Genomic DNA, 24603 nt, shown 5'->3' with positions numbered 1-24603 from the left:
CGAGCAGTATAAAGAAAAGCAATACAGCACAAGCAACTCTGCCTGAGCGACAGACATTGTGGCAAATCGGTCGGTCCCTGCCTAGCCCCTTTTCTGAATGCAGGGTTCCTGATAACTTACAGCTCTCTTATGCCACTCTCTTTTGCCGTGCTCATTTACAGCTCTATAGCCATTGGATCTCTATGAAAGATTTATTCGCCACCAGCATCAAATATCAACAGGGTAGCCTGTACGTACTTGATCAGCACCAGCTTCCACACCAGGAACATTGGCTACCCTGCGATAGTACTGACACGATGATCAGCCTGATTAAAAAATTGCAGATTCGTGGCGCACCTTTAATCGGTATCGGTGCCAGCCTGTTACTCGCTCACCTGGCAGAACAGGGACTCAACGCAGATGAACTAAAGATTCAGGCCGAACGCCTGCGAGCCGCTCGTCCTACCGCTGTGAATCTAATGAACTGTATTGACCGAATGCTGAACACATTGAACAACCAGGGCACAGCGGGACTTTCAAGCTGTGCTGAGCAGCTATTTGATGAAGATGTAGAGCTATGCCAGCGTATGGCTGATTTCGGTGCCGAGCTGATTGCCGATGGCGCTAATATTCTTACCCACTGCAACACTGGTAGCCTGGCAACCGCCGGTGTAGGTACGGCGATAGGCGTTATCGGAGCCGCTCAACTACAGGGTAAACAACCCCATGTCTGGGTCGATGAAACACGCCCTCTATTGCAAGGCGCCCGTTTAACTACTTGGGAGATGGCCCACCTTAATATTTCCCACACGCTTATCTGTGACAGTATGGCCGCAACTTTGATGGCTCAGGGTAAAGTGGACGTTGTTCTGGTGGGTGCTGATCGGATAGCCGCTAACGGTGATTTTGCCAACAAAGTCGGCACTTATTCCCTGGCGGTGATTGCCCGGCATCACAAAGTGCCCTTCTATGTAGTAGCCCCCTACACTACCGTTGATCCTCGTTGCGACAATGGTAAAACAATCCCAATCGAACAACGCAGTGCTGCTGAAGTGCAAGGGGTTAGCGGTAGTTTTGGAGAGATCATCTGGACACCGGAAAACACCCCTGTGTATAACCCAGCATTTGATGTTACCCCTGCCGAGCTGGTAACGGGTTGGATTCAAGACACCGGCGTTTACAGGCCCGCCCAAATTACTGACGGAGCCCTTAAAAACCTAGGTACAAGGTAATCACGAATGCGATAAAAAGTGAGTGGCTAACTTAGCCTCAACAGAAAACCCCCAGAGGGTTGATAATATTCACATCAATACAGAATCACTACTTACCGCCTGATTTGCAGGCTCATGTTCGCGGCAGATAAGTTCAATATCAGAACGGCTAAGTGCTTCGTTTGTTAACCCACACATATATTTATCATCAGAATGTTTAATGTTGTGACGACAGGTAGAACATTGACCAAATGTTTTGAAATCATTTGCATGCTGCATGCTCCGTAGTAGGCAATGCAACGAAGCTTCGATAGAGACCGTATCTTCCTGATTTAACTGCTTGCTCGCTGATTCCAGTAATGGAGAGGGCAATATGCTGTGAACCAAATCTAATCCTGTTTTTGTTACCGACAGATGCGTCACTCGTTTATCGGTTTTATCAGGAACTTTCTCAATGAACCCCTTTTTCTCAAGAACTTTAAGCGTTTGCGAGACTGAACCTTTTGTTTGTCCCAGGTACTCAGTCACCCCCATAGGAGTGTCGGAATATCGATTACAGATTGACAAGTAATGCAGGGCTTCGAATTGCACCGGCTGTAAACCATGCTGATACAGAAGGCCTCTAGCCTCTGTGCGCAGTAAGCTCGCCATCCGCTCGAGTAATTGTTGAGCTTTAAGAATATTCATACCGATATAGTATCGAATCAAAACTTTCTTGACAAGCCACGCTTTCCGCGTAATCTTATTGGTATCGAGACGATACTAGTTTAAACAATATCCATAGAGAGGATCATATTATGTATACCAATAATCTTATTCTGGCAGCCACTTTAACCATTGTTGCGACATCTCCCCAGGCGCTTGCCGACGGTAACCATACTGGCGGCATTCAGGCCAAGTCAGATCAAACCAAAACGATAGAGGCCTCATTCGATATTGTTCACGCCAAAATCACTACCCTAAATAATATCGCCACTTTCCATATGAGAGTTGTTGCAGCGGCTGGAACCGATAAGCCAACACCAACCGGGAAACTGGCTGGCAGCAATGTTTTTTCCTACGTATGGCCAACGAGTCTGAATAGTGACCTGGTTGGTTTTGAAGATAATGCGGGGATACTCTCACTTGCTGTAACGGCCCACCCTGATTTCGACGACACTCCACTCTACGATGAAAACGCCGATAATAATCCCGGTAACGATGGCAATGTTTGGCACAGTCACTGGGTTGTGCTGCAACCCAATGAGCAGTGTGGCAAAGGCGCCTTAGGGGTTGTTGATATACCCGAAGGCAGCTCTCCTAAGTTACCAAACACATGGCCAGGCCTGCCAATACTGCTGGATAGCCCGGGGTGGAACCCAACGTTCAATAGCGATACCGTTGAAGTGAAAGTAGCTTTTGACCGAACAATAGATATCACTGATGCTAATTTTGATGGAGTGACGGCAGGCTTGCGAGTGAATAAAAGTGTGCACGCGCCCTTGCTTTGTGTTGTCGATGTAATGGACATCGCTTCCGGTAACTTGAGCTTACCCGGCAAAGTAAATCAGTAATCACGCAGACAGGGACGTCGAATCACCTAGATCAACTAAACCGGAGTAAACTGTATGGAAAATCATCAAAGCCACTCTTTAGCGCCACCTCTGGATACAACTATCTGGTTCAATACACCCGAGCCACTCACTCTCGAAGAATTAAGGGGCAAGGTCGTGGTGATTCACGCCTTTCAAATGCTATGCCCTGGCTGTGTCTTCCACGGTTTGCCCCAGGCAAAAGTAATCGATAGGCTTTATCCGCGACAAGAGGTTCAAGTTATTGGATTACACACCGTATTTGAACATCACGACGTCATGACTTCTGACGCATTAACCGCGTTTATTCATGAATACCGTATTCCTTTTCCGATAGCGATTGATAGGCCTTCAGACAAGAAGCCTATCCCACATACTATGGCTAGCTATCAAATGCAGGGCACTCCAACACTCATTGTCATTGATAAGAATGGCCGTATCAGACTTAACCATTTTGGCCGAATAAGTGACATAGAAGTAGGCAGCATTATTGGTGGTTTACTCGAAGAAAAAATAACTCAGTAAACCCTGCTGAAAACCTGAATCCACATACTATTTGGCATCGATGAGTACAGAGAAGATTAGGGGCAGCAGTAAAAAGTGGGATTAGCGGTCAACTGTGACTACGGGTTATTCGCTTTTTATTGTTGAAACGTGCAAACCGTCATATAAACATTTTTGAAAACGACAAGATAAGCTCTGTGGTATTTGAATAAAAACTAACTGAGGCTACACAGTCATCGACTGTCTATTTTTTGGGGAAACACCCACATTTAACGCTATACTAAGCGGCGCGCATTAGCGCTTCCTTGCTTGAGCACTTGCTAACTGTTGTTACCAATAAATTCTATGGAATTCCTCAACCTATCTGACCAACGGTTGAGCGGCGCATTATAAACATGATCATTGCACGTCACTTTTGCGCTATAAAATATGCCACCGTTTATTGAGTCGTCGAAGATTTTGTCTATAACTATACTTTTAGCACCCAACTCACATATCACTTCTTTTTTACTAAGGCTTATTGCTAATTCTATATGATACCTACCGCCTCCGAATTTTTTGAGTTGCCATGGGGTGTTACCTAATGTGGTTAATCGGAATGGTTGGTTAATAAACTCTTGGAATTCTTGGCTTTCACTTAAGTCTGTTTTGTTAAGGCCCAATCCTGATGTGGCAACAACTGGGGTATAAGCCAAAACAGAACACCCGCATAAAAAGAATACACATAAATAGAAAATATGTTTTTTCAAGATATAGATACTCCTATGCGTAATTTTAACATTTTCCGCCGCAATAAGAGGCAGGGATGGCAAGTCCCCTAGATGCTTTACTAAAGTAAACCGATCTCAATTACTCAGTCATTTCGCCACAGAGTGACTGACTCATCAATTGGCTCATTTTGTCTTGCGGTTCAGTCGCAATTAGATAATGCAGTTTAGCAAAAGCGGCTTCCAGCGTCAGATCACTGCCTGGTATCACACCGATGCGGTTAAGCGTTGCGCCGGTAGCGTAAGCGCCCTGGCTGACCTGCCCCTGCACACACTGCGTCACGTTAACGATAGTGATACCCCGTTGAACAGCCTGTTCGAGCAAAACCATCAGCTCAGTGTTTGCATCTGGTGGGTTACCCGCCCCATAGGTATGTAATACGATCCCTTTAACCGAGTTGTGATTTAGCAGATCACGAGCGACTCTGGCAGACAACCCCGGATAGACCGGCAATACCACCACTGCATCGGGATTAAATTCTGGAATATTAAATAGTAGGGGTTTTGATTCAAGCAATCGTTCTGTATGCAGTTCGATGTTGATACCCACCTGCCCTAGATGCCCGTAATTGGGCGAATCGAATGCATCAAGACTGGTACTTTTAAGCTTACTCGCGCGATTACCCCGCAGCAGGCGACCATTAAAGCAGATACAAACCTCTGGGATATCATAACCCCCGGCCAACATCAGCGATGTAATCAGGTTGTCCAGTGCATCATTTCGCAGCTCTGCCAGGGGGATCTGTGACCCGGTTACAATCACCGGTTTATCCATTCCCTGCAGCATAAATGAGAGCATTGAGGCGGTATACGCCATAGTGTCGGTGCCATGAAGCAGAACAAAGCCATCGTACTGCTGCCAGTACGCTTCAATTATTCGAGCTAGTTCTGTCCAGTGACGGGGCTGCAGGTTTGAACTATCGATCAGTTGATCCAGCTCCAGCATCTCGAACACCGGCAATTGCCGTGCACTGTCTGTGCTCAGTTGTTGCCGCACCTGTTGCTCGAAACCCGCTACCGGAACATAGCCATTTTCAGAGGCCTGCATACCGATAGTGCCACCGGCATAGATGATCAATATTTTCTGTTTCATAAACCCTATTAAACACTGCTATGCAGATATAAAAAAGCCCGGTCATCACCGGGCTTGAATAACATTCAAACGACAATCAGTCCTGCAGCTTCCAGCTAACTTTCTGACCGGCAAAGAATGGCACGATAGGTCGCCCGTCTGGCAGGGTGATCTCTTCTGGCAGCGTCCACTCTTCACGTACTAGGGTAATGCTGCCTTCATTACGTGGCAAGCCATAGAAATCAGCACCATAATTACTGGCAAAGCCTTCCAGCTTATCCAGCGCACCCAGCTCTTCAAACACATGTGCATAGAGTTCAATTGCACTCCAGGCACTGTAACAACCGGCACAACCACAGGCGTTCTCTTTTGCCTCTTTCGCATGGGGTGCAGAGTCGGTACCGAGGAAGAACTTTGGCGAACCGGATTGCACCATCTGACGCAATACTGCCTGATGAGTATTACGCTTCAGCACCGGCAGACAAAAGTTATGTGGCCGCACGCCACCTACTAGCAGGTCATTGCGGTTCAACAACAGATGCTGAGGCGTAATAGTTGCTGCAACATTATCCGAAGCCGCTTCAACGAAGTGCGCAGCATCAGCGGTAGTAATATGTTCAAAGACTATTTTTAACTGTGGAAAGCGGTTTACTATCTGAGTCATCTTCTGATCGATAAACTCTTTTTCACGATCAAAGATATCAATGTGATTGTCGGTCACTTCACCATGTACCAACAGTAACATGCCCTGCTCTGCCATCACCTCGAATGCTGGATACATCGCCTCCAGATCCGTCACAGCGGCAGCGGAGTTAGTCGTCGCCCCCGCAGGATACAGCTTAGCAGCAACAACACCCATCGCTTTGGCATCGATAATATCCTGGCCGGTTGTCGCATTGGTCAGATAGATCGTCATCAGTGGTTCAAAACTATTACCAGCAGGGCGAGCCGCCAGAATTCGCCCTTTATAATCCATCGCCATCGCACCATTAACAACCGGCGGCGCCAGGTTCGGCATCACGATAGCACGTTGAAAACAACGAGCCGTAGCGGCCACTGTTTCCGGTAACATATCGCCATCACGGAAGTGCAGGTGCCAGTCATCGGGCGTACGGATAGTCAGGGTGGTCATAGAAAAGTCGTCCTTAGGGAATATTGTGCGTATCTGTCAATTATAACGCAGCTAACCTTATTTCAGATAGTGGTGCTTACTGTTTTGGGTGGGGTAGAAACTCAAGGAGTAGAAGTGAAAAAAGAGACCCTAAGGTCTCTTTCTCTTATAGCAAACAGTCACTATGATTATTCTTGCTCAACAGCTTCCTGTTGTTGGACCTGGCCCTTAGTCGATTTAGCCTGCTTTTGCTGCTCTTGCTTTTCTTCCTGCTTCTTTACTTCTTCAGCGTCCTGACCGCCGCAAACTCCACAACATGAGCTCATAAATACCTCTGACTTTTAAAATCACTGTTTAGACAATAAGCTCATATTAACCAACAAGAACGGTTGGTTAATTGATATTGGTCATTTCTGCTGTTTTTACCCTAACAAAAACTTTAAACAGCGGCTCATGCTCTCGCCGGATAAACCCCGGCTGACATATTTTCAGGAAGCTCAACCCTGAAGCAGCTGCCCTGACCAATAGCGCTTTCAAGACTGATGGTTCCCTGATGAGCCTGAACTACCGCCCTGACCATACTCAGCCCCAACCCCATACCGGTTTCACTGCGACTGCTATCAGCACGGTAGAGACGATCAAAGACCAGCGGCTGATCCTGTTCATCAATACCTATGCCAGTGTCTGTAACGGTAATCTTTAGCCTTTGATCTACTGATTCAATTCCGAGGCTGACAGCCCCCCCTGAAGGGGTATATTTAAGGGCATTATCCAGCAGATTGGCCACCACTTGTCGCAAGCGCATAGGATCTGCAGTAATAAAGCAGTCCTGCTCGTCAGTAAATAAAACCTCAATAGATTTATCTTCTGCCACATAATGATAAAGATCTATACAATCTCTAATAAGCTGTGACAGATTCAGCGTTTCGGGGTGCAACTTCATGATGCCACTTTCTGCTTCAGACAGATCCATCAGTGCCCGCAGCATCGCTTCGACCTGTGCTCCCTCTTCGCCACAATCCATCAGAGCCTCTTTCAGGCTTTGCTCATCCGGCTTTGTCAGTGCGGCTTCCAGACTGAGACGCATTCTGGACAGCGGTGTTCGTAGGTCATGTGCCACTGAATCCAATGATTGTTGCATGCCCAGAATGAGTCGTTCAATCTGCTCCAGCATCTCATTGAATATGCCCGCCAGTTCACCCAGCTCTGATTCTGGATTACGTACTTCAACCCGGGCTTTTAACTGATTAGCCTGAATACTACGCACCGTTGCAATAAGGTCATTCACCGGACGCAAAGCCCGCCAATTCATATAGATTGTCAGTAATAGGCCCAACAGTAACAAAGGTACCATCACCTGCAGTACGAGAAGCCGATAACTGGCCAGCTGAGTTTCACCTGGCACAACAGATTTGGCGACTCTCAGCACCACCCCATCACTCAGTTCAACCTGCCTGAACAATACTCGGATGGCACTCCCCTGTAGTTGCCCCGCCTGCCAATCGGATGAGTCGACAGGAGTAACAAATTGTAACTCGCCATGCCAGCTTTCAGGTTGGACCAGCATCAGCTGCTTTCCCTGGCCATCTTCCAGCATCACCTGCATCTCGCTACGCTGAAAATATGGGGCATCCCGCCCGATGACCAGCTCTAACTTATGTAAGCCTACCTGTTGATGCAGCCGTTGATAGCTCTCGATAAAGGAGGAAATCAGCTGCTGATCTTTCTCGGTCTGAGACTTTTTTAACAGATAATCAACGGTGACAAACAGCACCAGCGCGCTTAACAAGAACAGTAGAGAAAAATGCAGGCTCAGTCTTACTGCTGTATTTCTGTGCAGCGATTTAATCAGTTTTGAGAACATAGCCAACCCCACGCAGGGTATGAATCAGTTTGGGTGTAAAATCTTTATCAATCTTACTGCGTAAACGACAGACCAGAACATCAACAACATTGGTCTGGGGATCAAAACTGTATTCCCAGACATGCTCCAGCACCAGCGTTTTAGATAACACCCGCCCCTGGTTTTGCAGCATGTATTCAAGTAGCTGAAATTCACGGGGCTGCAATCGTATCTTCTTACCACTGCGGGTTACCGTCTTGCGGTAAGGCTCTAATATCAAATCTGCAAAGCGTAACTCTGTCTGCAGTCCGGGATCAGCGCTATTATGCTGCAACGACCGGCGTAATAAAGCCTGCACCCGAGCTTGTAATTCAGTAAATGAAAAGGGTTTGGTGAGGTAATCATCGCTTCCTGTTTCTAACCCCCGCACCCGATCTTCAACCGACTTCTTGGCACTCAGAATGATTACCGGTGTCGACAATCCCCGGGCCCGCATCTCTTCTATAACAGACAGACCATCCCGGCCGGGTAACATCACATCAACAATTAGCAGGTCATAATCGCCGTCTAATGCCATTGCCAGACCATCGCGGCCATCACACTGAATATCCACTACATCACCGGATTCGCGAAAGCCCTTAGCAATATAAGCGGCAATTTTTTGGTCGTCTTCTATCAATAAAAATTTCATGTATTAAACGGTAGCACTGTCATTCAGCTTTAGCATCAACGAAAAGCATAAGTTACAAAACTGTAATGAAGCAGAAAGGGCCGAGTAAGGTGCTAAGGCCTATCCTACAATCATCAAATGAAAGTAAACGAGGAACATGACGATGATTAAGCAACTTCTCACAATGGCTGCCGCAATGACTCTTGCTGGTTCTGTTCAGGCGACAGCACTCCCTCAGCAGGCCTACCTTAACCTTGATACAGCACAGAAACTTGCCAGCGCAGCGCTGACTCAATGCGCAACAGACGGCTACAACGTCAGTGTTTCTGTAGTAGACGCATCAGGTATAACCCGAGTGCAGATCCGCGCAGACAACGCCGGCCCGCACACATTGGAAAGTAGCCGAAAGAAAGCCTATACCTCTGCTAGCATGGGGCGCCCTACCGCCGATTTTGCTGATCTTATTAAGAAGATGCCTGAGGTCGCAGGCCTACGGGATATGGATCCAAATATCCTGATTCTGGGTGGTGGTTTACCTATTAAAGTAGCAGGACAAAAAATAGGCGGTATCGGGGTCGGCGGTGCGCCAGGTGGTCACCTTGACCAGGCCTGCGCTCAGGCGGCCATTGATAAGGTACTGAGCCAGAAATAATTATGATTTGAAGAACATATAATTAACAAAAAAGAGACCCTAAGGTCTCTTTTTAATCTGACTGGTCAATTAACAGCGCAACTGGAAGGCCAAATGTTATATGTAGTAGAACTCACTTCTGTCAGTAGATTATCTACCTGCTGTAGGAGCGACCGAAAATTAACGACGAATAGTATTAAGAATGAAAACAGTAACGTACAGTGAATACCGAATAAACAGATTCATTACTCTACCTAAGTGCCAATCAATTTTATCTTAGTCTGACGAGAGAGTTTTTTAATCTCAGCTTCCCGCTTGCAGGCCGCCGATCGGTTTTTACAAGGTTCTCGATAAACCAGGCTAACCGGCCGTCTGTAGCGAGTATATTTTGCGCCAAGTCGATCACTTTGATTATGTTCTTTGACCCTGCGTTCGGTATCGGTAGTGACCCCTGTATATAACGAGCTATCCACGCACCGTAATATATATACATACCAACTGGGTGAGGCCTCTGACATCAGACAAAAACCAGCTCACTGGAATCCAATTGCACACCATCAATAGACGCGAGAAAGTTAGCCAGAAGCTGATTGACCTCACCCGGTTGTTCCATCGTTAGCATATGACCGGCATGTTCGATGATTGCAAACTGACTTCCCGGTAACAGATTGTGCATCTGTTTCAGCTCAGCCAGAGGACGAGGAGTATCATTCTGCCCTGCCAGAATCAATGTTGGGCATTGAATATCTGCAAGCTCATCAATCATTGAGCTACGCGTAAAGATCTGTTTTCCCATGGCGACGATCCCAGCGATCTGTTCCGGTGAAAGGAACATAAGATCAAACCGAAAAGTTTCAGCCAAAGCGGGGTTTATCTCCTGAGTTTCAGGACAAAAGAAGATTCTGACTACCGCATCAACCACCGCAGAGGGAAGCTCACCTAACTGTTCAACAATATGAAAGAGTTCAAGATAATCTTCCCGGTTTTCTGCCGCTTCACTGCCAAGATAGCTAGCGATCAATGTTAGGCTGGCCACTTCATCAGGATATTTCAACGCCAATCGAGCGCCCCATAGCCCGCCAGTAGACATACCCAATACGCTATAGCGTTCGATTCCCAATTGCTGCATCAACAGATGGTGATCATCAGCTAACTGCTCAATACTCAGATCACCTTCTGATATTGGCTGGGACTGGCCATGGGACCATAAGTCGGGAACGATACAGCGAAAATGTTGCGATAGCAGCTCGAGTTGAGGTGCCCAAACTCGGCTGTCCCAGAGAAAACTGTGACCCAACAGAAGTGGAAATCCACTTCCCTGATCCAGATAATGCATCTCCCGGTTATTGATCGTGCAACTGGGCATAAAACCTCCTATTAGGCCTAAAAACATCCATGGTTATAACACTCTCAGTTATCTCACTATAAATAATCTTTACCCAGAACTAAACTATTTAAAGAGATATTCAAAGGCGCATATTGCACCCGACCTATCCTAATCAAGCAACATTATTATCTTTCTCTTAAGGCCTGCTGCTTTAATTTACTAATTGGCTTAACAATATAATCAAGGAGTGTTCGTTTACCCGTGGTTACATGCACTTCAGCTACCATGCCAGGAATAATCGGCAGTGGGTTTTCAGCAACCCCCATAAAGCTTCGCTCTCCTTTTACAATCACCTGATAAAAGACTTCACCCCGATCATCTGTCAAAGTATCGGCACCTATCTGTAATACAGTGCCATTTAACGGCCCAAATATTGAGGCATCATAAGCTGTAAAGCGAATGAGTGCTGGCTGCCCCTGGTTTATAAAACCTATATCTGCGGGTTTAACCCGCATCTCTATCTGCAGGTTATCTTCATCAGGCACTATCTCAATCAGATCATCACCGGGGCGACTTACCCCTCCGATAGTATTGATCAGCAAGCGATTTACAATACCTGAAACTGGCGCTTTAATCTGACGCCGTTCAACACGGTCCTGCTCACCTTTGAGAGATTCCCTCATTGCAGAAATACGGGTTTGCAGCTCATTATATTGGGAGCGAGCTTCTGAACGAAAAGTAGCCTCCATCTGAGTCACTCTGGAACGCGCTTCAGCCATTTCAGCGCTGGTACGGGTAAACGCCAGCTTAAGCCCCTCAATCTCACCCACTAAGGTTGATTCTTCTCGCTGCAAACGGATATATTCAACCCGTGAGGTAGCACCCTTCTCCACCAGAGGACGATTCAATCGCAACTCTTCTCTAATCAGAGATAATGTTCTGCGATTAGATCTTATCTGTTGCTCTATCTCATCTCTGGCCAGCCCACGCTGTTGTTCTTGCTGGCTCAGCACCTCAAGACCCGCCTGCAGTTCCAGTGTTCTCTCCAGGAACAGCTGATCCTCTTGTTTGATCAACTCTTTGTGCACATTTAATTCTGTAGGATACCGAGGTTCATGACCTTCAGCTTCTGCAAAATACCGGGCAGCACCTGCAAGCGCACCAAGATAGTTAGCTCTTACTTCCTCCAGATTGGCCGTAAACCCTGTATTATCAATTTCCATTAATAACTGATCTTTTTGTACATATTCACCTTGCTGAATATGAATATTTGAAACTATTCCGCCCTCAAGATTTTGCACCACCTGTAACTTAGCCGAAGGCACCACTCGACCACTACCAAAAACGGTAATATCCAGTGAAGCAACACTGGCCCAAACCAAAAAACCGGATAGAAAAGTAGCAATAATTATCAACAGTAGTACCACCGCCAGTCGAGGGCCACGGTTGACATCAAGATGTAAAGACAGCGCGGTGCTCTGCAGAATACTCATGACGGAGCTCCCTGCTGTTCGTGATAGTTTAGTGCGTTTAGTACCTGATCTTTCGGCCCATCTGCCACAACTCTGCCCCCTTCCAGAACGATCAGACGATCAACCAACGTGAGCAAGCTCGGTCGGTGGGTAACCAGCACCAATGTCTTTTCACCAATGGCCTCTTTCATGCCTTGTAATACACGCTTTTCTGAACTGTTATCGAGCAAGCTAGTTGGTTCATCCAATAATAAAATCGGTGGTTCTGAATAAAAAGCACGGGCTAAACAAACTAACTGCCTTTGGCCACCCGATAAACTTCCACCACGTTCACCAATAGGGAGATCCAGTCCTTGAGCTGTTTGACCGATGACTTGATCGATACCAACCACTTTCATGGCTTTAAGTACCGCTTCATCATCACCAGTCAGGTCTCTCAATGAGATATTAGTCCGCAGGCTAGCGCTAAAGAGGTGATTTTCCTGCTGAAGATAGCCAATATTTCGCCGTAAGCTGACCATATCCAAAGATTCAATATTAAGATCATCTATCAACACCCGCCCCCCGCCAGGTTGCTGCAATCCCATCAATAATTTCAATAGCGTACTTTTTCCGCTACCAATTTTTCCCAATATCCCCACCCGCTCACCCGGTTGGATATCAATATTCAAGTCTGTAAAAATGGGGGGCAGATCTGGTTGATAGCTAAAGGTAAGGTTCTCCACCTTGAGGTGTCCTTGAAAACAGGTCTTATTTATCGTCTCTTCTGCTGAACGGCTTTCCGACTCTCCCTGCATGACACCATTGACTACAGCATAACTAAGGCTGGCCTGATGGTAACTCACCAACAAATTGGCAACCTGACCTGAAGCATTCATCGCCCGACTACTAAGCATCATCGAAGCGATAAGCACACCTGTCGTTATCTCTCCATCAGCGACCAATATCGCGCCATGCACGATAACAGCAATACTCACCAACATCTGAATGAGACCTGCGGAGTGTTGAGAAAAACCACTCCAACGACGGTACATATCCTGATTAACACTGTTAAGCCCAACCAATTGACGCCAGCGCTGAGTACTCCAATCTTCAGCGCCTAATGCCTTCAAAGACTCAATACCATCAAGAGATTCATACAGCAGGACATTTTTCTCAGTACTATCTTTCTGACTCTCCGATACCAAACGCCGCAGAGGAATCTGCAATAAGATACCTATTCCAGAAATGACCACCAACCCTATCAATGGCCATATCCACATCGGACCGGCTACAAAAGCAATAATGGCGATAAATAACAGCGAAAATGGCAGATCGCCTAACAGGGTAATGGTAGCACCAGACATGAAATTACGAATGGTTTCATAGTCTTTAATAGTTGATGCCAACTGACCCGCAGGCTGAACCCTTGCGCGTGTTTTAAGTTTAATCAGACGCGCGAATACCGTAACACCCAGCTGATTATCGATTCTTCGACCGGCTGATTCAATCAGATAAGTGCGAATATTTTTGATGACAAAATCAAATACCAAAACCACCGCAGCCCCGATTGCCAATGCAGTAAGGCTGGTAAGCGCATTATTAGGAATGACCCGATCATAAACAGCCATAGTAAAGAAAGGGATAACCATAACAAACAGGTTAATAATCAGCGTTGCCAGTAAAGCATAACTAAAGATCCAGCTCTGGCCTGCCAGCAGGTGCCTGAACCAGGCAGTACGATCAGCATCGGGTAACTCTGTCTGCTGCCAACGAACAGGAAGATAGATAACCCAGGCTTGCCCCTCATAGACTGCGGACAGCTGGCTGTGGGAAATAGCCGTTTCACCTTCAGCCGTATACATAATGGGCGTTTCTTTTCCACGCCACAGTGCCCACTCTCCTCCTTTCAACAGCAAGAGAATCGGCCCACTGCCATTGGGTATATCTTCAAGCTTTAGCGTCAGCCGGTCATAGGCCAGCCCCGCCCGAGACAGAATCTCGGAAATATAATCAGCTCCAGGCGCCTCGGCATCGGCAACCAAACCGACGGTAAGTGACTTTTCATCCAGGTTACGCCCCAATACTTTGGCTGCAGCTAAAATACCCTTAATCAGACCAGACTGATATGCCATAACTCTCCTGCATTACTGCAAATAATTGCTGATCAGAGTGAACAACTTGCTGTAAACACCCTGCTAATAAATGCTGAAAACAATAATAACAAATGAAAATAGTATATTTGCTAATTAGTTAGCCATTCCGGGTACTTATTAACGAGTTAATACTAAAAAGCTCCTCAAATGAGGAGCTTTTTAGTTAGTAAGTGCACTAAGCGATAGCCTAAAAAATCTTAGTTACTAAAGCGGCCAGACAGCTGCCCAGTTGCCTGCAGCAGTTCAAAATCTTGGATTAAGAGGTCATATCGAGCATCCACTAAATCCGCTTTAGCCCTAAAGGTTTCTGATTGCCTATCAAGCAGATCAAGTAAGTCTCGACGGTTAACTGAAAACTGATCAATGTAATCAGCCAATACCAGTTCCAAAGAGTCGGTATAGCTTTGTAACAAAGGTACCCGATCAGCTGTTTTATCACGGGAATACCAACTGGTGCGAATCGCTTCCCTGGTATCACGAGCAGCTAGTTTGTATAGCTCTTCAGCAGATGCCTGCCGGGCTGCTGTTACCCCTTTTCTAGCAACATCAGCCCCGCCATTTGAAAGATCATAGCTTGCTACAACACCAGCGAAAGTATCGTAAGACTGGGGGTTATAGATAGAGAGATCAGAGGTCGCTGACGAATCTTGAATAGTACTACGAATTTCAAAGTCAACTGTTGGTGCGAAAGCGGTCTTTGACTGCTCATAATTCGCTCGGGCCTGCTGAACTACAGCCCCAGACTGCATAACCGTCGGATGGTTTAGAGTTGAGTCCAGTGCTTCTTCGAGACTATTGTAAGCTACAGTCGGACGACTAACCGGGTCTAATCCCTCTGGTTTAATACCTACAATCTCAAGATATCTGCTGATTGCCACCAGATGCCCTTCTTCCTGTTGCATCAATGAAGCATCAGCAAAGGCATAACGGGCACGCGCATGGTGAGCATCGGTTTCTGTAATAACGCCCTGACTTGCCCTGCTTTCGATATCTTCAAGATATTTACGATGCGCTTCAAGATTATCTGTTGCGAGCGCCAACAACTCTTCACTTCTGAGTACATTCAGATGCGATTGCACTGCTGACGTAATAATATCCTGCTGTCTCTCATTAACCAGATATCCTGCAGCTTCATATCCACTGTTAGCCGCATCTAGCCGGCTACGAGTAGAGCCCCCATCGAATAACATCTGTCGAAGACGAAAATCGGCCTTATTAACATGCGTATCATTCCCACCATCCTGAAAACCTCGAATAGTAGTGTTGTTAGCCCATTGAACCCCTGACGAAATTTCAATCGAGGCTGTTGGGCGATAGCCACTCTTCGCTTCATCAATTTGAAGTTCTGAAACCCGCTGATCATTTGTCGCTGCACTCATCGCTGGATGGTATGAAAGACTGCTGGAAACAGTTTCATCCACGCTCATTGCGCTGCTCGAACCGGCAACTAGCAACAACGAAAAACCAATAAACACCTTACGATTCATACCCCTACCCCTAATATGAATAATGTCCCTAGCCAAAACAATCCGAAACAATGCGCATTAAGCTTCATACGCTCCAGTCCCAACTCTTCAAATTATTAAAGCAAATTTAACCTATACAGCGAAGTGTAGCATTAAGCAGACACTAATCTAATTTTTAAACAACTATTTCAAACCAAAATGGTACCTTATTTATCAAAGACTAACATGGCAACTATCGGACATATATTCAACCAACATAAAGCAACAAATTATTACCTATTCACTTAAATAGTGTCCTCCTGTAAAAATACAGTATAAATTTATGTTATGAATTTCAATATTAGGTGATCCGCCCTTCCTGTTAGGGAACATATGCTCACCTTGGTGCAAAAAAAATCACAGTAATCTGGAGAGCATGGGCAATGAACAGATTCACCACAGCAGCCTGTTTTGCTACGTTAATTATCACAGGCTGTACCAGCTTAGATAAACCTAAGCAGCCCATCTACAGCGGCACAGGAGGGATGACAAAGTGGAACATAATGCCCTACGTCTACCTTTTTCACTACAATAGTGGCTTCACCGGCATAGATGCTCTTGGCTATGATGAGCAATTGCAAACAACATGGTCTCGTCTGGGTGCAGCCAAGACCTGCAGAGTTCCATTTGATAAACAGACAATGATAAATAGACTCATCAATCAATATGGCGAAGACGCCATTACTCACGAACTCAATGGCATAGGATTTCATAGCGTACAGAGCCGCAAAGTTTCGCAATTCTGTGACAAACAGCGGGTAGAAGATATTACCCAATCTATAAACGATTACCTCAAAGGAAACTTCAACTAACCCAACCTTCATAAAGAAGATTTTATATAGCTCTAGCAGCTCTGGTTCGCTACAAGCTCTCTTTGGCGCTATCAGCAGTTGGTAGGTACATCAGCTAAAAGAAACTCAGAATACACTCAGGCAATTCCTGCCTTTATCATCACTTTTTGGCATTGTTCCGATATAGCCGGCATCTCTGAAATTAGCTGATCTATCGGAAACTCAATTTCAGGCCATTTTTCATGAATACAAAAACTGGTGACCCGTTCCCTTAGTTCATCTTCAGACCAGGCGGGCCATTCGGGATGCTTAATGACCATTACACTGAGGAAATCAGCGAATTGAACAATGGTAAGGAGCTGTTTGAAGGGTAAAGAAAGTCCTTCGAGTTCCCATAGATTGTAGTGATGATGAAACCGCAGCATATTCGTTATAGTACTCGGAAGCTTCCAATGCTGAGCTGCCAGAAAACCTACCTCAGCGTGGGTAAAGCCAAATAACTTATCTTCCACATCGGTCAGCTCCTCAGGAGAGTTCCAACCGGTATCATCGACAACTTCCACCGCTTTAATCGCGACCTGCAATAGAACAAAGCGACCTATATCATGTAACAAACCACTCATATAGGCCAGATCAGGGTCAACCTTGAATCCCACTGTATGCTCAGCCAAGAAACGGCTAAACCGCGCGGTTTCTACAGAATGTCTCCATCCACCTTTATGACCCGGTTTAGTGGGCTCAAACACATCAGTTTTAATCAGGGAATTCATCAACTTAAGGGTATTAAAAACACCCATTCGCTCAAGCGCTTGTTCAATATTATATTCAGGTTTAAGAGCCCCTGAAGAAGCATGAGCGGCAGTCAGTAACTTTGCGGCCAATGGAGGGTCTTGCTCAGCAAGCTCGGCCACTTTGGTATAAAAATCGACAGAATCCTGGCTCAACTGCTTCAGTTCATGGGCTACAGAGGGTAACAAAGGCAGACTATCTATCCTGTTCTTAACAAATTCCAGGGTTGAGATTCTTTTGCTTAGTTCATCCACAATGACTTCCTCTATCTTCGGAGCACTCAGCTATGTGTAAGAAACCATTCCTGATAATCCATTTAATATCAGTATATACGTAGCTATCGGCAGTTAAGCTCAATACCCTAGCCATAATGGTTACAAAGCACTTCAGGAATCCAGTTATTCGGCGTCAGGTAGAATCAAACCATGATTCTGCAAAACATCCTCACCAAACCAAGCCAGATTCTCATGCAACAACACGACTTCGCCCACAATGATCAACGCTGGAGCCGGCAACTGCGCTTTGCTCTGAAGTTCAGACAAGCTATCCAAAGTGCCGGTCAAAACTTTCTGTTCAGCCCTGGTGCCATTGGATACTATAGCGGCTGGCGTCTCTGCAGGTTTACCATGAGCAATCAGTTGTTCGCAGAGCTCTGGCAGAGTATGTAACCCCATGTAAAAGACAATCGTCTGATTAGGGTGAACAAGTTCATCAAAATTAAGGTCAGATGTCCGGTTTTTTAGCTGTCCGGTAACCAGTTTGACCGACTGTGCATAGTCTCTGTGGGTCAATGGAATACCCGCATAGGTCGAACAGGCGCTAGCTGCCGTAATACCCGGGACCACCTGAAACGGGATATTATGCTGTTTCAAAGTTTCCAGCTCCTCCCCGCCCCGACCAAAGATAAAAGGATCACCCCCTTTCAATCGCAGCACTCTTCGCCCTTGAAGAGCATATTTCACCAGCAATTCGTTAATACCTTCCTGAGGTAAGGTATGGTTATCCCGCCGTTTACCAACAAAAACCCGGTCAGCATCACGACGACAGAGATCAACAATTGCTGGAGAAACCAACTGATCAAACAACACTACATCCGCCTGTTGCATCAATCGTAGTGCTTTGAATGTCAGCAGTTCAGGGTCACCCGGCCCACCGCCAACCAAATAAACTTCGCCCACCTGATGTTCGGGGTCAGCCTTTTCAATTGCGGATTCCAATAAAGTGCGTGCTTCGCTATCCCGCCCGGCAAATACTTTTTCAGCAATCTGCCCCTGAAGAACTTTTTCCCAAAAGATTCTGCGACGCTCTACACTAGTGAATGTCTCTTTCACCTGTTGTCGAAACTGCCCAACCAGCCGTCCCAGACGACTATAGCCCTGGGGAATCCAGGTCTCGAGCTTTGCTCGCAATAGCCGAGCAAGTACCGGAGATTCTCCCCCTGATGAGATACCGATAACAATCGGAGATCGATCAACAATGGCCGGAAAGATAAAGGTACAAAGGGGCTGATTATCAACCACATTGACGGGAATATGCCGCGCTACCGCGTCGTAATGGACTCGTTCATTGAGCTGATCATCGTCTGTCGCAGCAATGACCAGGTAAACATCATCCAGAAGGCCGCTGTGGTATTCGCCAATGATAGTCTGGCCGCCATTCTGTTCAACCAATTCTGTTAACGCTGGCTCAACTTGATGAGCTATTACGGTCACCCGAGCACCTGCTCGAGTCAGCAGCGTCGCCTTACGCAAGGCAACCTGACCGCCCCCGACTAACAGAGCGCTTCGATTTTCCAGTTTAAAGAATAACGGCAGGTAATCCACAGAACGTCCTCAGAAACAGAGATGAAAATAAACTTTGAAAATTAAGTTCTTATATAAGAGTTAATGAAAAGATAGCAGAAAAGAAGAGCCCGCAGTTAGCGGGCTCATAGACAATTTATTAAAACGCGCTACTTTGGCAGAAAATCCATCACATTGATCGGTTTTGTCTCAGCAACCGGGGTTCCCGGATGCAAGCCACACTCACGAGTTTCTGGATTTTCCCACCACCAGCGACCGGCCCTGACATCTTCACCTGCGGCAACCGCTCTGGTACAAGGCGCACAACCGATGCTCGGATACTGCTTATCATGAAGCTCGTTGTACGGCACATTATTAGCCCGAATATAAGCCCACACCTCTTTTTCAGTCCAGTCCGCCAGCGGATTAAACTTATCGATGCCATTACCCTCATCAAACTCTTTAAAGCCGATTTCATCACGGGTTACAGATTGTTCTCGACGCAGGCCTGTAATCCAGGCATCCCGAGAGACCAGAGCACGTTTCAGAGGTTTGATCTTACGCACAAAACAACAACCTTTGCGCATCTCCTGGCTCTGATAAAAAGCATTAACGCCATTGTCATGAACATACTGTTCAACATCTGCCGATTCAGGATAGTAAAGCTCAACCTTTAAGTTTCGATAAAGCGCCTGAACATCGGCCAATAGTTTCAGCGTCTCTTCAGGAAGGCGACCGGTATCTAATACGAACATACCGATCTGTGAGGCATGTTTACTGATTAGGTCAGTGATCACCACATCTTCAGCACCCAGGCTGTTGGCAAACACTATCTTGCCCTCGGCGTACTCAGCAGCAGCTTGCTGCAGTACTGAGATGGAGTTAGCGATTTTCGCTTCCAGTTCCGCGGTTACTTGTTCGCTCATGGCTCTATCTCCTAATCAGTTACTGGCGAAAAATAGGTCGTTCATCATCGGCGCTGCCCTGATAGTGTACAGTGACTTCACCAAAGGCATTGGCAATATCCGCACTGTAACGATCAGCTGGAATAGCAAAGGCATCAAAACCACAACGCTCCATATATTCCAGACGATCCCGGGTAACATCACCCTCTGCGCGAATCTGACCGGTAAAACCGGAACGCCGCAGAATTCTAGCGAAGCTGAAACCCCGCCCATCGGTAAAGGCAGGAAACTCTATCGCAACCAACGCCAGCTTATCCAGATATTGGAGCACGAGGTCAAGGTTCTGATCTCCATTGATTCTGACACCCAACGCTCCTTTAGCCTGCATCAGAGAATCAACATTCTCTGCAAACAGCTCATAAGGGACGACAATATCTTCATCGACATGAGCAGAGAGGTTGTCTTCATCAACCAGCAACCAACTATCTTCAGCTACAGCACGATTAATTAATAGGGGCATAAACTCTCTCCTTAAACGGTATTACACCGATACGGCGAACTGTCTCGATAAAACGTTCTTCTTCATGACGGTTTTCAACATAAACCTGCAAAATGGTCTCAATGGTATTAGCCACTTCAGCCTGAGGTACCGATTTACCAATAATCTTACCTAAAGAGGCATCTTCACGGGATGAACCACCCAGAGTAATCTGGTAGAAGTCTTCCCCGCCCTTATCCACACCCAGAACCCCGATATGAGCAACGTGGTGATGAGCGCAGGCATTGATACAGCCAGACATATTTAGTTTGATATCACCGATATCATAGAGATAATCCAGATCATCAAATTTTGCGTTAATCTGATCCGCCACATTCAAAGTATGAGCATTCGCCAGGGAGCAGTAGTCAAAGCCTGGGCAAACGATCATATCGGTCAATGTGCCAATATTCGCACGCGCCAGATTCAGGTCACGCAATGATTGCCACAGTGTATAAAGATCACCGGCGGCAACATGGGCAAATACAAGATTCTGATCGTGAGTACTGCGAATTTCACCAAAGTTAAAGGTATCTGCCAGATCTGCAACCGCATCAAGCTGCACATCGGTAATATCCCCTGGCGGTTTTAAGTGAGGTTTCAGAGAGATAACAACAGCGCGATATCCGGCTACTTTATGCTCACGGGTATTACGCTCGTACCAGGCACCGAACTCCTTATTATCTGCCAGCTGATTTTCCAGCACAGCAAGACCATCCACAGCATCGACTGCATAAGGATGCGGTTCAAAGAAGCCTTTAATCTTTTCAATATACTCTTCGGTCAACGCCAGCTCTGTCGTGCGAATAATTTCCCATTCCGCTTCGACCAACTTGCTGAACTCTTCAGTACCCAGAGCATTAACCAGTATTTTGATACGCGCTTTGTACTTGTTATCCCGACGGCCATTCAGGTTATAAACTCGCAGAATAGCTTCAAGGTAAGTCAACAGGTCTTGTTTTGGCAGGAACTGACGAATCACTTTACCAATTACCGGCGTACGGCCCAGACCGCCACCCACCAGCACTTCAAAACCAACTTCACCTTCTGCATTCTTCACCATATGCAGACCAATATCATGCACCTGAGAAGCGGCACGGTCTTCAGGACCACCGGTAACAGCTATCTTGAATTTACGTGGAAGATAAGCAAATTCCGGGTGTAGCGTAGTCCACTGGCGGATGATTTCACACCATGGGCGCGGATCTTCAATCTCATCCGGAACAATACCAGCAAAATGATCGGTGGTGGTGTTACGCAAACAATTACCACTGGTCTGAATCGCATGCATCTGAACTTCGGCCAGTTCAGCAAGGATATCAGGCACCTCTTCCAGCTTAGGCCAGTTCAGCTGAACATTAGTCCGCGTAGTGATATGAGCATAATTCTTATCATATTTACGGGTGATATCCGCCAGCTTGCGAACCTGAACAGAGTTCATCAGTCCATAGGGAACAGCGATACGCAGCATTGGCGCCTGACGCTGGATATAAAGGCCGTTCATCAGTCGCAGGCCACGGAACTCCTCATCGGGAATTTCACCTGCCAAAAAGCGGCGGGTCTGATCGCGGTATTGCTCAACCCGCGCATTGATCAGATTCTGATCCTGTTCGTTATATTGATACATCGTTTATACCGCCGGCTAACCGACCCTCACCCTTTAAAAATTACAATTCAGAAATTCAATAGCCTGATATAAGCTTTTATATCAGTACTTAAAACGTTCTTATTCTTGCTTAACCAGCCAATACAAACCGCATACCGATCGCCAGCAACAAGGTACCCATAATTGGCTGGATAACACGTGGCGACAGTTTGCTACCGAGATGACTACCAAGAAAAACCCCCGGCAGAGAACCTATGACCAGATACAGAAGCAACCAGAGATCCACGTTACCCATACTATAATGGCCAGCTCCGGCGATACCGGTCAGAACCACCGCATGAACAAGATCGGTACCCACTATGCTCTGCATACTCATTCTCGGATACAGAACAATCAGCAGTGCTGTACCCAGCGCCCCGGCACCGACTGAAGACAGCGTTACCAAGCTACCTAATATAATTCCCATCAACAAAGTTACGTAGGGACGATAGCGGCGACCATGCTTTTCAAAGGCAGTCCCTTTAAGTTTAACAACCGAGTTGCGAATCTTAGTCCGAAAGAAAACCGCTATCGAGGTTAAAACCAACGACACCCCCAGCGTAATATTCATCAGGTGCTCTATCTTCTCAAGACCACCTAAACCTTCCAGATAATTCAGAGTGAAAAGAGCGCCGGGAATACTACCACCCAGCAACAATAAAACTACCTTCCACTCGACTAACTTTTTGCGAGTGTAAGTAATACTTCCACCAAATTTAGTAATGGCCGCATACAACAGATCAGTACTTACCGCCGTTACCGGTGGAATACCAAAGACAACAATCAGAATCGGCGTCATTAATGCACCACCACCGATTCCTGTTAGTCCAACAATAATACCAACCACCAGGCCGGCAAAGCTGTAAGCAATTTCCATCAACGTTCTCAGCTGCCTAAAAGGCTGTCATATATAATGGCTTCCGCTATTCAGACGGAGCGCCGCAAAATTAGAATCCGCTATAATAACGAAAGCTCTCTTATAACTCAAAATAATAATTATAAATTTATTAATTACTTTTTGATCTAAAGGAATCCACAGCTGTCCTATGCGTATGTATTTATACGTAAAGCTAGCGATTAGGTTGCGAGACACTTTCTTGAAGATTTTCACCATTCTCTTCTTATTCCAAAAAGTTACTAAAACATTCCAACATATTCTTTTTGATTTTAAGGACAAATCTGCGATAATACCGACCAATATAAGGATCCGTGCGCCTTAAGCCTGCCAGTCTGTAAAGACTTAAAGCCTGTTGCGTGCTAGAAAATTTTTGTCATATTAGGTAGAAAGAGTTAATAAAATGAGTCAATTGCCGGAACACAGACTGACCCACCTGCGTCAGCTGGAAGCTGAAAGCATCCATATCATTCGCGAAGTAGCATCGGAATTCGAAAATCCGGTCATGCTTTACTCAGTTGGTAAAGACTCTGCAGTCATGCTGCACTTGGCCCGTAAAGCCTTTTACCCAGGCAAGCCTCCGTTTCCATTGATGCACGTGGACACTACCTGGAAGTTCAAAGAAATGATCAGCTTCCGTGACAAGATGGCTAAAGAAGCTGGTATGGAGCTGCTTGTCCATACTAACCAGGAAGGTGTTGATATGAATATCAGCCCCTTTACCCACGGTTCCAAAAAACATACCGACATCATGAAAACCCAGGGCCTTAAACAGGCTCTGGACAAGTACAAGTTTGATGCAGCCTTTGGCGGTGCCCGCCGCGACGAAGAGAAGTCCCGCGCTAAGGAGCGCATCTTCTCATTCCGTGACAAGAATCACCGTTGGGATCCAAAGAGCCAGCGCCCTGAGCTGTGGAATACCTTTAATACTAAAATAGACAAAGGCGAAAGCATCCGTGTATTCCCGCTGTCTAACTGGACCGAGCTGGATATCTGGCAGTATATCTACCTTGAAAGCATTCCAATTGTACCGCTCTACTTTGCTGCTAAACGTCCCATCGTTACCCGTGATGGTGTTGATATCATGGTTGATGATGATCGTCTGCCGCTTGAAGAGGGCGAAGTACCAGAGATGAAGATGGTACGTTTCCGCACCCTGGGCTGCTACCCGTTGACCGGCGCGGTGGATTCAACAGCTCAAACACTGCCTGAGATCATTCAGGAAATGCTGTTAACCACCACTTCAGAACGCCAGGGTCGGGTCATCGATAACGATGGCGCTGGATCAATGGAACAGAAGAAGATGGAAGGCTACTTCTAAAACGTCTGAGTTTGCTGCAACGGCGTTGCAGACTGGTTCGATAATGCTCACCTATTTATTGATAGGTACACTGAGCACTTCCTACCATTCTCCGCCTTGTTAGCATTACTCAAGCGCTTTAGCCGTTACCGATACGATAA

At 46.3% G+C, this 24603-nt stretch carries 24 protein-coding genes; 6 read left to right on the top strand and 18 right to left on the bottom strand.

The window, feature by feature from the left end; genetic code table 11:
- The first annotated feature begins 182 nt into the window (after nucleotides 1-182).
- Nucleotides 183-1211, top strand: coding sequence for an S-methyl-5-thioribose-1-phosphate isomerase (gene mtnA, locus QZZ54_RS09160; protein ID WP_290701934.1), 1029 nt, complete (start codon nucleotides 183-185; stop codon nucleotides 1209-1211).
- A gap of 69 nt (nucleotides 1212-1280) precedes the next feature.
- Here the strand turns inward: mtnA and QZZ54_RS09155 are convergent, their stop codons facing one another.
- The gene (locus tag QZZ54_RS09155; RefSeq protein ID WP_290701931.1) at nucleotides 1281-1898 is read right to left on the bottom strand and encodes a helix-turn-helix domain-containing protein; all 618 of its coding nucleotides are present in this window, start codon (nucleotides 1896-1898) and stop codon (nucleotides 1281-1283) included.
- A gap of 89 nt (nucleotides 1899-1987) precedes the next feature.
- Here QZZ54_RS09155 and QZZ54_RS09150 point away from each other — a divergent pair, with 89 nt between their 5' ends.
- Nucleotides 1988-2743 (top strand): hypothetical protein, encoded by a 756-nt coding sequence (locus QZZ54_RS09150; protein WP_290701928.1) that lies wholly within the window; start codon nucleotides 1988-1990, stop codon nucleotides 2741-2743.
- Between the two features lie 54 nt (nucleotides 2744-2797).
- Nucleotides 2798-3286 (top strand): redoxin family protein, encoded by a 489-nt coding sequence (locus tag QZZ54_RS09145; RefSeq protein WP_290701926.1) that lies wholly within the window; start codon nucleotides 2798-2800, stop codon nucleotides 3284-3286.
- Nucleotides 3287-3585: 299 nt separating this feature from the next.
- On the opposite strand, the gene QZZ54_RS09140 is transcribed toward QZZ54_RS09145, so the two are convergent.
- The 6 genes from QZZ54_RS09140 to QZZ54_RS09115 form a co-directional block, all read right to left on the bottom strand.
- Nucleotides 3586-4014, bottom strand: a complete 429-nt coding sequence (locus QZZ54_RS09140; RefSeq protein ID WP_290701924.1) for a hypothetical protein — start codon at nucleotides 4012-4014, stop codon at nucleotides 3586-3588.
- 100 nt (nucleotides 4015-4114) lie between these two features.
- Nucleotides 4115-5125 (bottom strand): asparaginase, encoded by a 1011-nt coding sequence (gene ansA, locus QZZ54_RS09135; RefSeq protein WP_290701921.1) that lies wholly within the window; start codon nucleotides 5123-5125, stop codon nucleotides 4115-4117.
- 76 nt (nucleotides 5126-5201) lie between these two features.
- The gene (pyrC, locus tag QZZ54_RS09130) at nucleotides 5202-6236 is read right to left on the bottom strand and encodes a dihydroorotase (RefSeq protein WP_290701918.1); all 1035 of its coding nucleotides are present in this window, start codon (nucleotides 6234-6236) and stop codon (nucleotides 5202-5204) included.
- A 167-nt stretch (nucleotides 6237-6403) separates the two neighbouring features.
- Nucleotides 6404-6541 (bottom strand): hypothetical protein, encoded by a 138-nt coding sequence (locus QZZ54_RS09125; RefSeq protein WP_290701915.1) that lies wholly within the window; start codon nucleotides 6539-6541, stop codon nucleotides 6404-6406.
- Nucleotides 6542-6666: 125 nt separating this feature from the next.
- Nucleotides 6667-8079 (bottom strand): HAMP domain-containing sensor histidine kinase, encoded by a 1413-nt coding sequence (locus QZZ54_RS09120; protein WP_290701912.1) that lies wholly within the window; start codon nucleotides 8077-8079, stop codon nucleotides 6667-6669.
- Nucleotides 8060-8749, bottom strand: coding sequence for a winged helix-turn-helix domain-containing protein (locus QZZ54_RS09115; protein ID WP_290701909.1), 690 nt, complete (start codon nucleotides 8747-8749; stop codon nucleotides 8060-8062). Before QZZ54_RS09115 ends, QZZ54_RS09120 begins: the two co-directional genes overlap by 20 nt.
- A gap of 142 nt (nucleotides 8750-8891) precedes the next feature.
- On the opposite strand from QZZ54_RS09115, the gene QZZ54_RS09110 reads away from it, so the two are divergent.
- Complete coding sequence (locus tag QZZ54_RS09110) at nucleotides 8892-9380, top strand: heme-binding protein (protein WP_290701906.1); 489 nt, start codon at nucleotides 8892-8894, stop codon at nucleotides 9378-9380.
- A gap of 233 nt (nucleotides 9381-9613) precedes the next feature.
- On the opposite strand, the gene QZZ54_RS09105 is transcribed toward QZZ54_RS09110, so the two are convergent.
- The 5 genes from QZZ54_RS09105 to QZZ54_RS09085 form a co-directional block, all read right to left on the bottom strand.
- Nucleotides 9614-9877: a GIY-YIG nuclease family protein gene (locus tag QZZ54_RS09105; protein ID WP_290701903.1), complete on the bottom strand. Its 264-nt coding sequence runs from the start codon at nucleotides 9875-9877 to the stop codon at nucleotides 9614-9616.
- Nucleotides 9877-10725, bottom strand: coding sequence for an alpha/beta hydrolase (locus tag QZZ54_RS09100; RefSeq protein WP_290701900.1), 849 nt, complete (start codon nucleotides 10723-10725; stop codon nucleotides 9877-9879). The genes QZZ54_RS09105 and QZZ54_RS09100 overlap by 1 nt, the downstream gene beginning before the upstream one ends.
- A gap of 146 nt (nucleotides 10726-10871) precedes the next feature.
- Nucleotides 10872-12179, bottom strand: a complete 1308-nt coding sequence (locus tag QZZ54_RS09095; protein ID WP_290701897.1) for an HlyD family type I secretion periplasmic adaptor subunit — start codon at nucleotides 12177-12179, stop codon at nucleotides 10872-10874.
- Nucleotides 12176-14272, bottom strand: a complete 2097-nt coding sequence (locus tag QZZ54_RS09090; RefSeq protein WP_290701894.1) for a type I secretion system permease/ATPase — start codon at nucleotides 14270-14272, stop codon at nucleotides 12176-12178. The genes QZZ54_RS09095 and QZZ54_RS09090 overlap by 4 nt, the downstream gene beginning before the upstream one ends.
- Before the next feature lie 218 nt (nucleotides 14273-14490).
- Entirely contained in the window at nucleotides 14491-15780 is a 1290-nt protein-coding gene (locus QZZ54_RS09085) for a TolC family protein (RefSeq protein WP_290701891.1), read from the bottom strand.
- 401 nt (nucleotides 15781-16181) lie between these two features.
- Here QZZ54_RS09085 and QZZ54_RS09080 point away from each other — a divergent pair, with 401 nt between their 5' ends.
- The gene (locus tag QZZ54_RS09080) at nucleotides 16182-16610 is read left to right on the top strand and encodes a hypothetical protein (RefSeq protein WP_290701888.1); all 429 of its coding nucleotides are present in this window, start codon (nucleotides 16182-16184) and stop codon (nucleotides 16608-16610) included.
- Nucleotides 16611-16726: 116 nt separating this feature from the next.
- On the opposite strand, the gene QZZ54_RS09075 is transcribed toward QZZ54_RS09080, so the two are convergent.
- From QZZ54_RS09075 to QZZ54_RS09050, 6 genes are all read right to left on the bottom strand, one after another.
- Entirely contained in the window at nucleotides 16727-17632 is a 906-nt protein-coding gene (locus QZZ54_RS09075; RefSeq protein ID WP_290701885.1) for an HDOD domain-containing protein, read from the bottom strand.
- A gap of 144 nt (nucleotides 17633-17776) precedes the next feature.
- The gene (cysG, locus tag QZZ54_RS09070; protein ID WP_290701883.1) at nucleotides 17777-19201 is read right to left on the bottom strand and encodes a siroheme synthase CysG; all 1425 of its coding nucleotides are present in this window, start codon (nucleotides 19199-19201) and stop codon (nucleotides 17777-17779) included.
- A 128-nt stretch (nucleotides 19202-19329) separates the two neighbouring features.
- Complete coding sequence (locus QZZ54_RS09065) at nucleotides 19330-20085, bottom strand: phosphoadenylyl-sulfate reductase (RefSeq protein WP_290701881.1); 756 nt, start codon at nucleotides 20083-20085, stop codon at nucleotides 19330-19332.
- A gap of 19 nt (nucleotides 20086-20104) precedes the next feature.
- Entirely contained in the window at nucleotides 20105-20584 is a 480-nt protein-coding gene (locus QZZ54_RS09060; RefSeq protein WP_290701879.1) for a DUF934 domain-containing protein, read from the bottom strand.
- The gene (locus QZZ54_RS09055; protein ID WP_290701876.1) at nucleotides 20568-22229 is read right to left on the bottom strand and encodes a nitrite/sulfite reductase; all 1662 of its coding nucleotides are present in this window, start codon (nucleotides 22227-22229) and stop codon (nucleotides 20568-20570) included. The genes QZZ54_RS09060 and QZZ54_RS09055 overlap by 17 nt, the downstream gene beginning before the upstream one ends.
- A 109-nt stretch (nucleotides 22230-22338) precedes the next feature.
- On the bottom strand, nucleotides 22339-23124 hold the full coding sequence (locus tag QZZ54_RS09050) for a sulfite exporter TauE/SafE family protein (RefSeq protein ID WP_290701873.1): 786 nt from the start codon (nucleotides 23122-23124) through the stop codon (nucleotides 22339-22341).
- Between the two features lie 421 nt (nucleotides 23125-23545).
- Here QZZ54_RS09050 and cysD point away from each other — a divergent pair, with 421 nt between their 5' ends.
- Nucleotides 23546-24463 carry a sulfate adenylyltransferase subunit CysD gene (gene cysD / locus QZZ54_RS09045; protein ID WP_290701870.1) on the top strand — a complete coding sequence of 306 codons (918 nt, stop codon included), beginning with the start codon at nucleotides 23546-23548 and terminating at the stop codon, nucleotides 24461-24463.
- Nucleotides 24464-24603 lie beyond the last annotated feature (140 nt).

It is taken from the genome of Amphritea sp. (genome assembly GCF_016744155.1).
In the GTDB taxonomy this organism is placed as follows: Bacteria; Pseudomonadota; Gammaproteobacteria; order Pseudomonadales; family Balneatricaceae; genus Amphritea.
Note: the sequence above shows the minus strand (reverse complement) of the source record. Positions and strands in the feature narration are given on the sequence as shown.

Coding starts and splice junctions, on each gene's coding strand:
- QZZ54_RS09055 (WP_290701876.1), bottom strand. CDS start 22,229: ATGTATCAATATAACGAACAGGATCAGAATCTGATCAATGCGCGGGTT.
- QZZ54_RS09085 (WP_290701891.1), bottom strand. CDS start 15,780: ATGAATCGTAAGGTGTTTATTGGTTTTTCGTTGTTGCTAGTTGCCGGT.
- QZZ54_RS09150 (WP_290701928.1), top strand. CDS start 1,988: ATGTATACCAATAATCTTATTCTGGCAGCCACTTTAACCATTGTTGCG.
- QZZ54_RS09105 (WP_290701903.1), bottom strand. CDS start 9,877: ATGTCAGAGGCCTCACCCAGTTGGTATGTATATATATTACGGTGCGTG.
- QZZ54_RS09050 (WP_290701873.1), bottom strand. CDS start 23,124: ATGGAAATTGCTTACAGCTTTGCCGGCCTGGTGGTTGGTATTATTGTT.
- QZZ54_RS09120 (WP_290701912.1), bottom strand. CDS start 8,079: ATGTTCTCAAAACTGATTAAATCGCTGCACAGAAATACAGCAGTAAGA.
- QZZ54_RS09060 (WP_290701879.1), bottom strand. CDS start 20,584: ATGCCCCTATTAATTAATCGTGCTGTAGCTGAAGATAGTTGGTTGCTG.
- QZZ54_RS09110 (WP_290701906.1), top strand. CDS start 8,892: ATGATTAAGCAACTTCTCACAATGGCTGCCGCAATGACTCTTGCTGGT.
- QZZ54_RS09100 (WP_290701900.1), bottom strand. CDS start 10,725: ATGCCCAGTTGCACGATCAATAACCGGGAGATGCATTATCTGGATCAG.
- cysD (WP_290701870.1), top strand. CDS start 23,546: ATGAGTCAATTGCCGGAACACAGACTGACCCACCTGCGTCAGCTGGAA.
- QZZ54_RS09065 (WP_290701881.1), bottom strand. CDS start 20,085: ATGAGCGAACAAGTAACCGCGGAACTGGAAGCGAAAATCGCTAACTCC.
- pyrC (WP_290701918.1), bottom strand. CDS start 6,236: ATGACCACCCTGACTATCCGTACGCCCGATGACTGGCACCTGCACTTC.
- ansA (WP_290701921.1), bottom strand. CDS start 5,125: ATGAAACAGAAAATATTGATCATCTATGCCGGTGGCACTATCGGTATG.
- QZZ54_RS09080 (WP_290701888.1), top strand. CDS start 16,182: ATGAACAGATTCACCACAGCAGCCTGTTTTGCTACGTTAATTATCACA.
- mtnA (WP_290701934.1), top strand. CDS start 183: ATGAAAGATTTATTCGCCACCAGCATCAAATATCAACAGGGTAGCCTG.
- QZZ54_RS09125 (WP_290701915.1), bottom strand. CDS start 6,541: ATGAGCTCATGTTGTGGAGTTTGCGGCGGTCAGGACGCTGAAGAAGTA.
- QZZ54_RS09115 (WP_290701909.1), bottom strand. CDS start 8,749: ATGAAATTTTTATTGATAGAAGACGACCAAAAAATTGCCGCTTATATT.
- QZZ54_RS09090 (WP_290701894.1), bottom strand. CDS start 14,272: ATGGCATATCAGTCTGGTCTGATTAAGGGTATTTTAGCTGCAGCCAAA.
- QZZ54_RS09145 (WP_290701926.1), top strand. CDS start 2,798: ATGGAAAATCATCAAAGCCACTCTTTAGCGCCACCTCTGGATACAACT.
- QZZ54_RS09095 (WP_290701897.1), bottom strand. CDS start 12,179: ATGAGTATTCTGCAGAGCACCGCGCTGTCTTTACATCTTGATGTCAAC.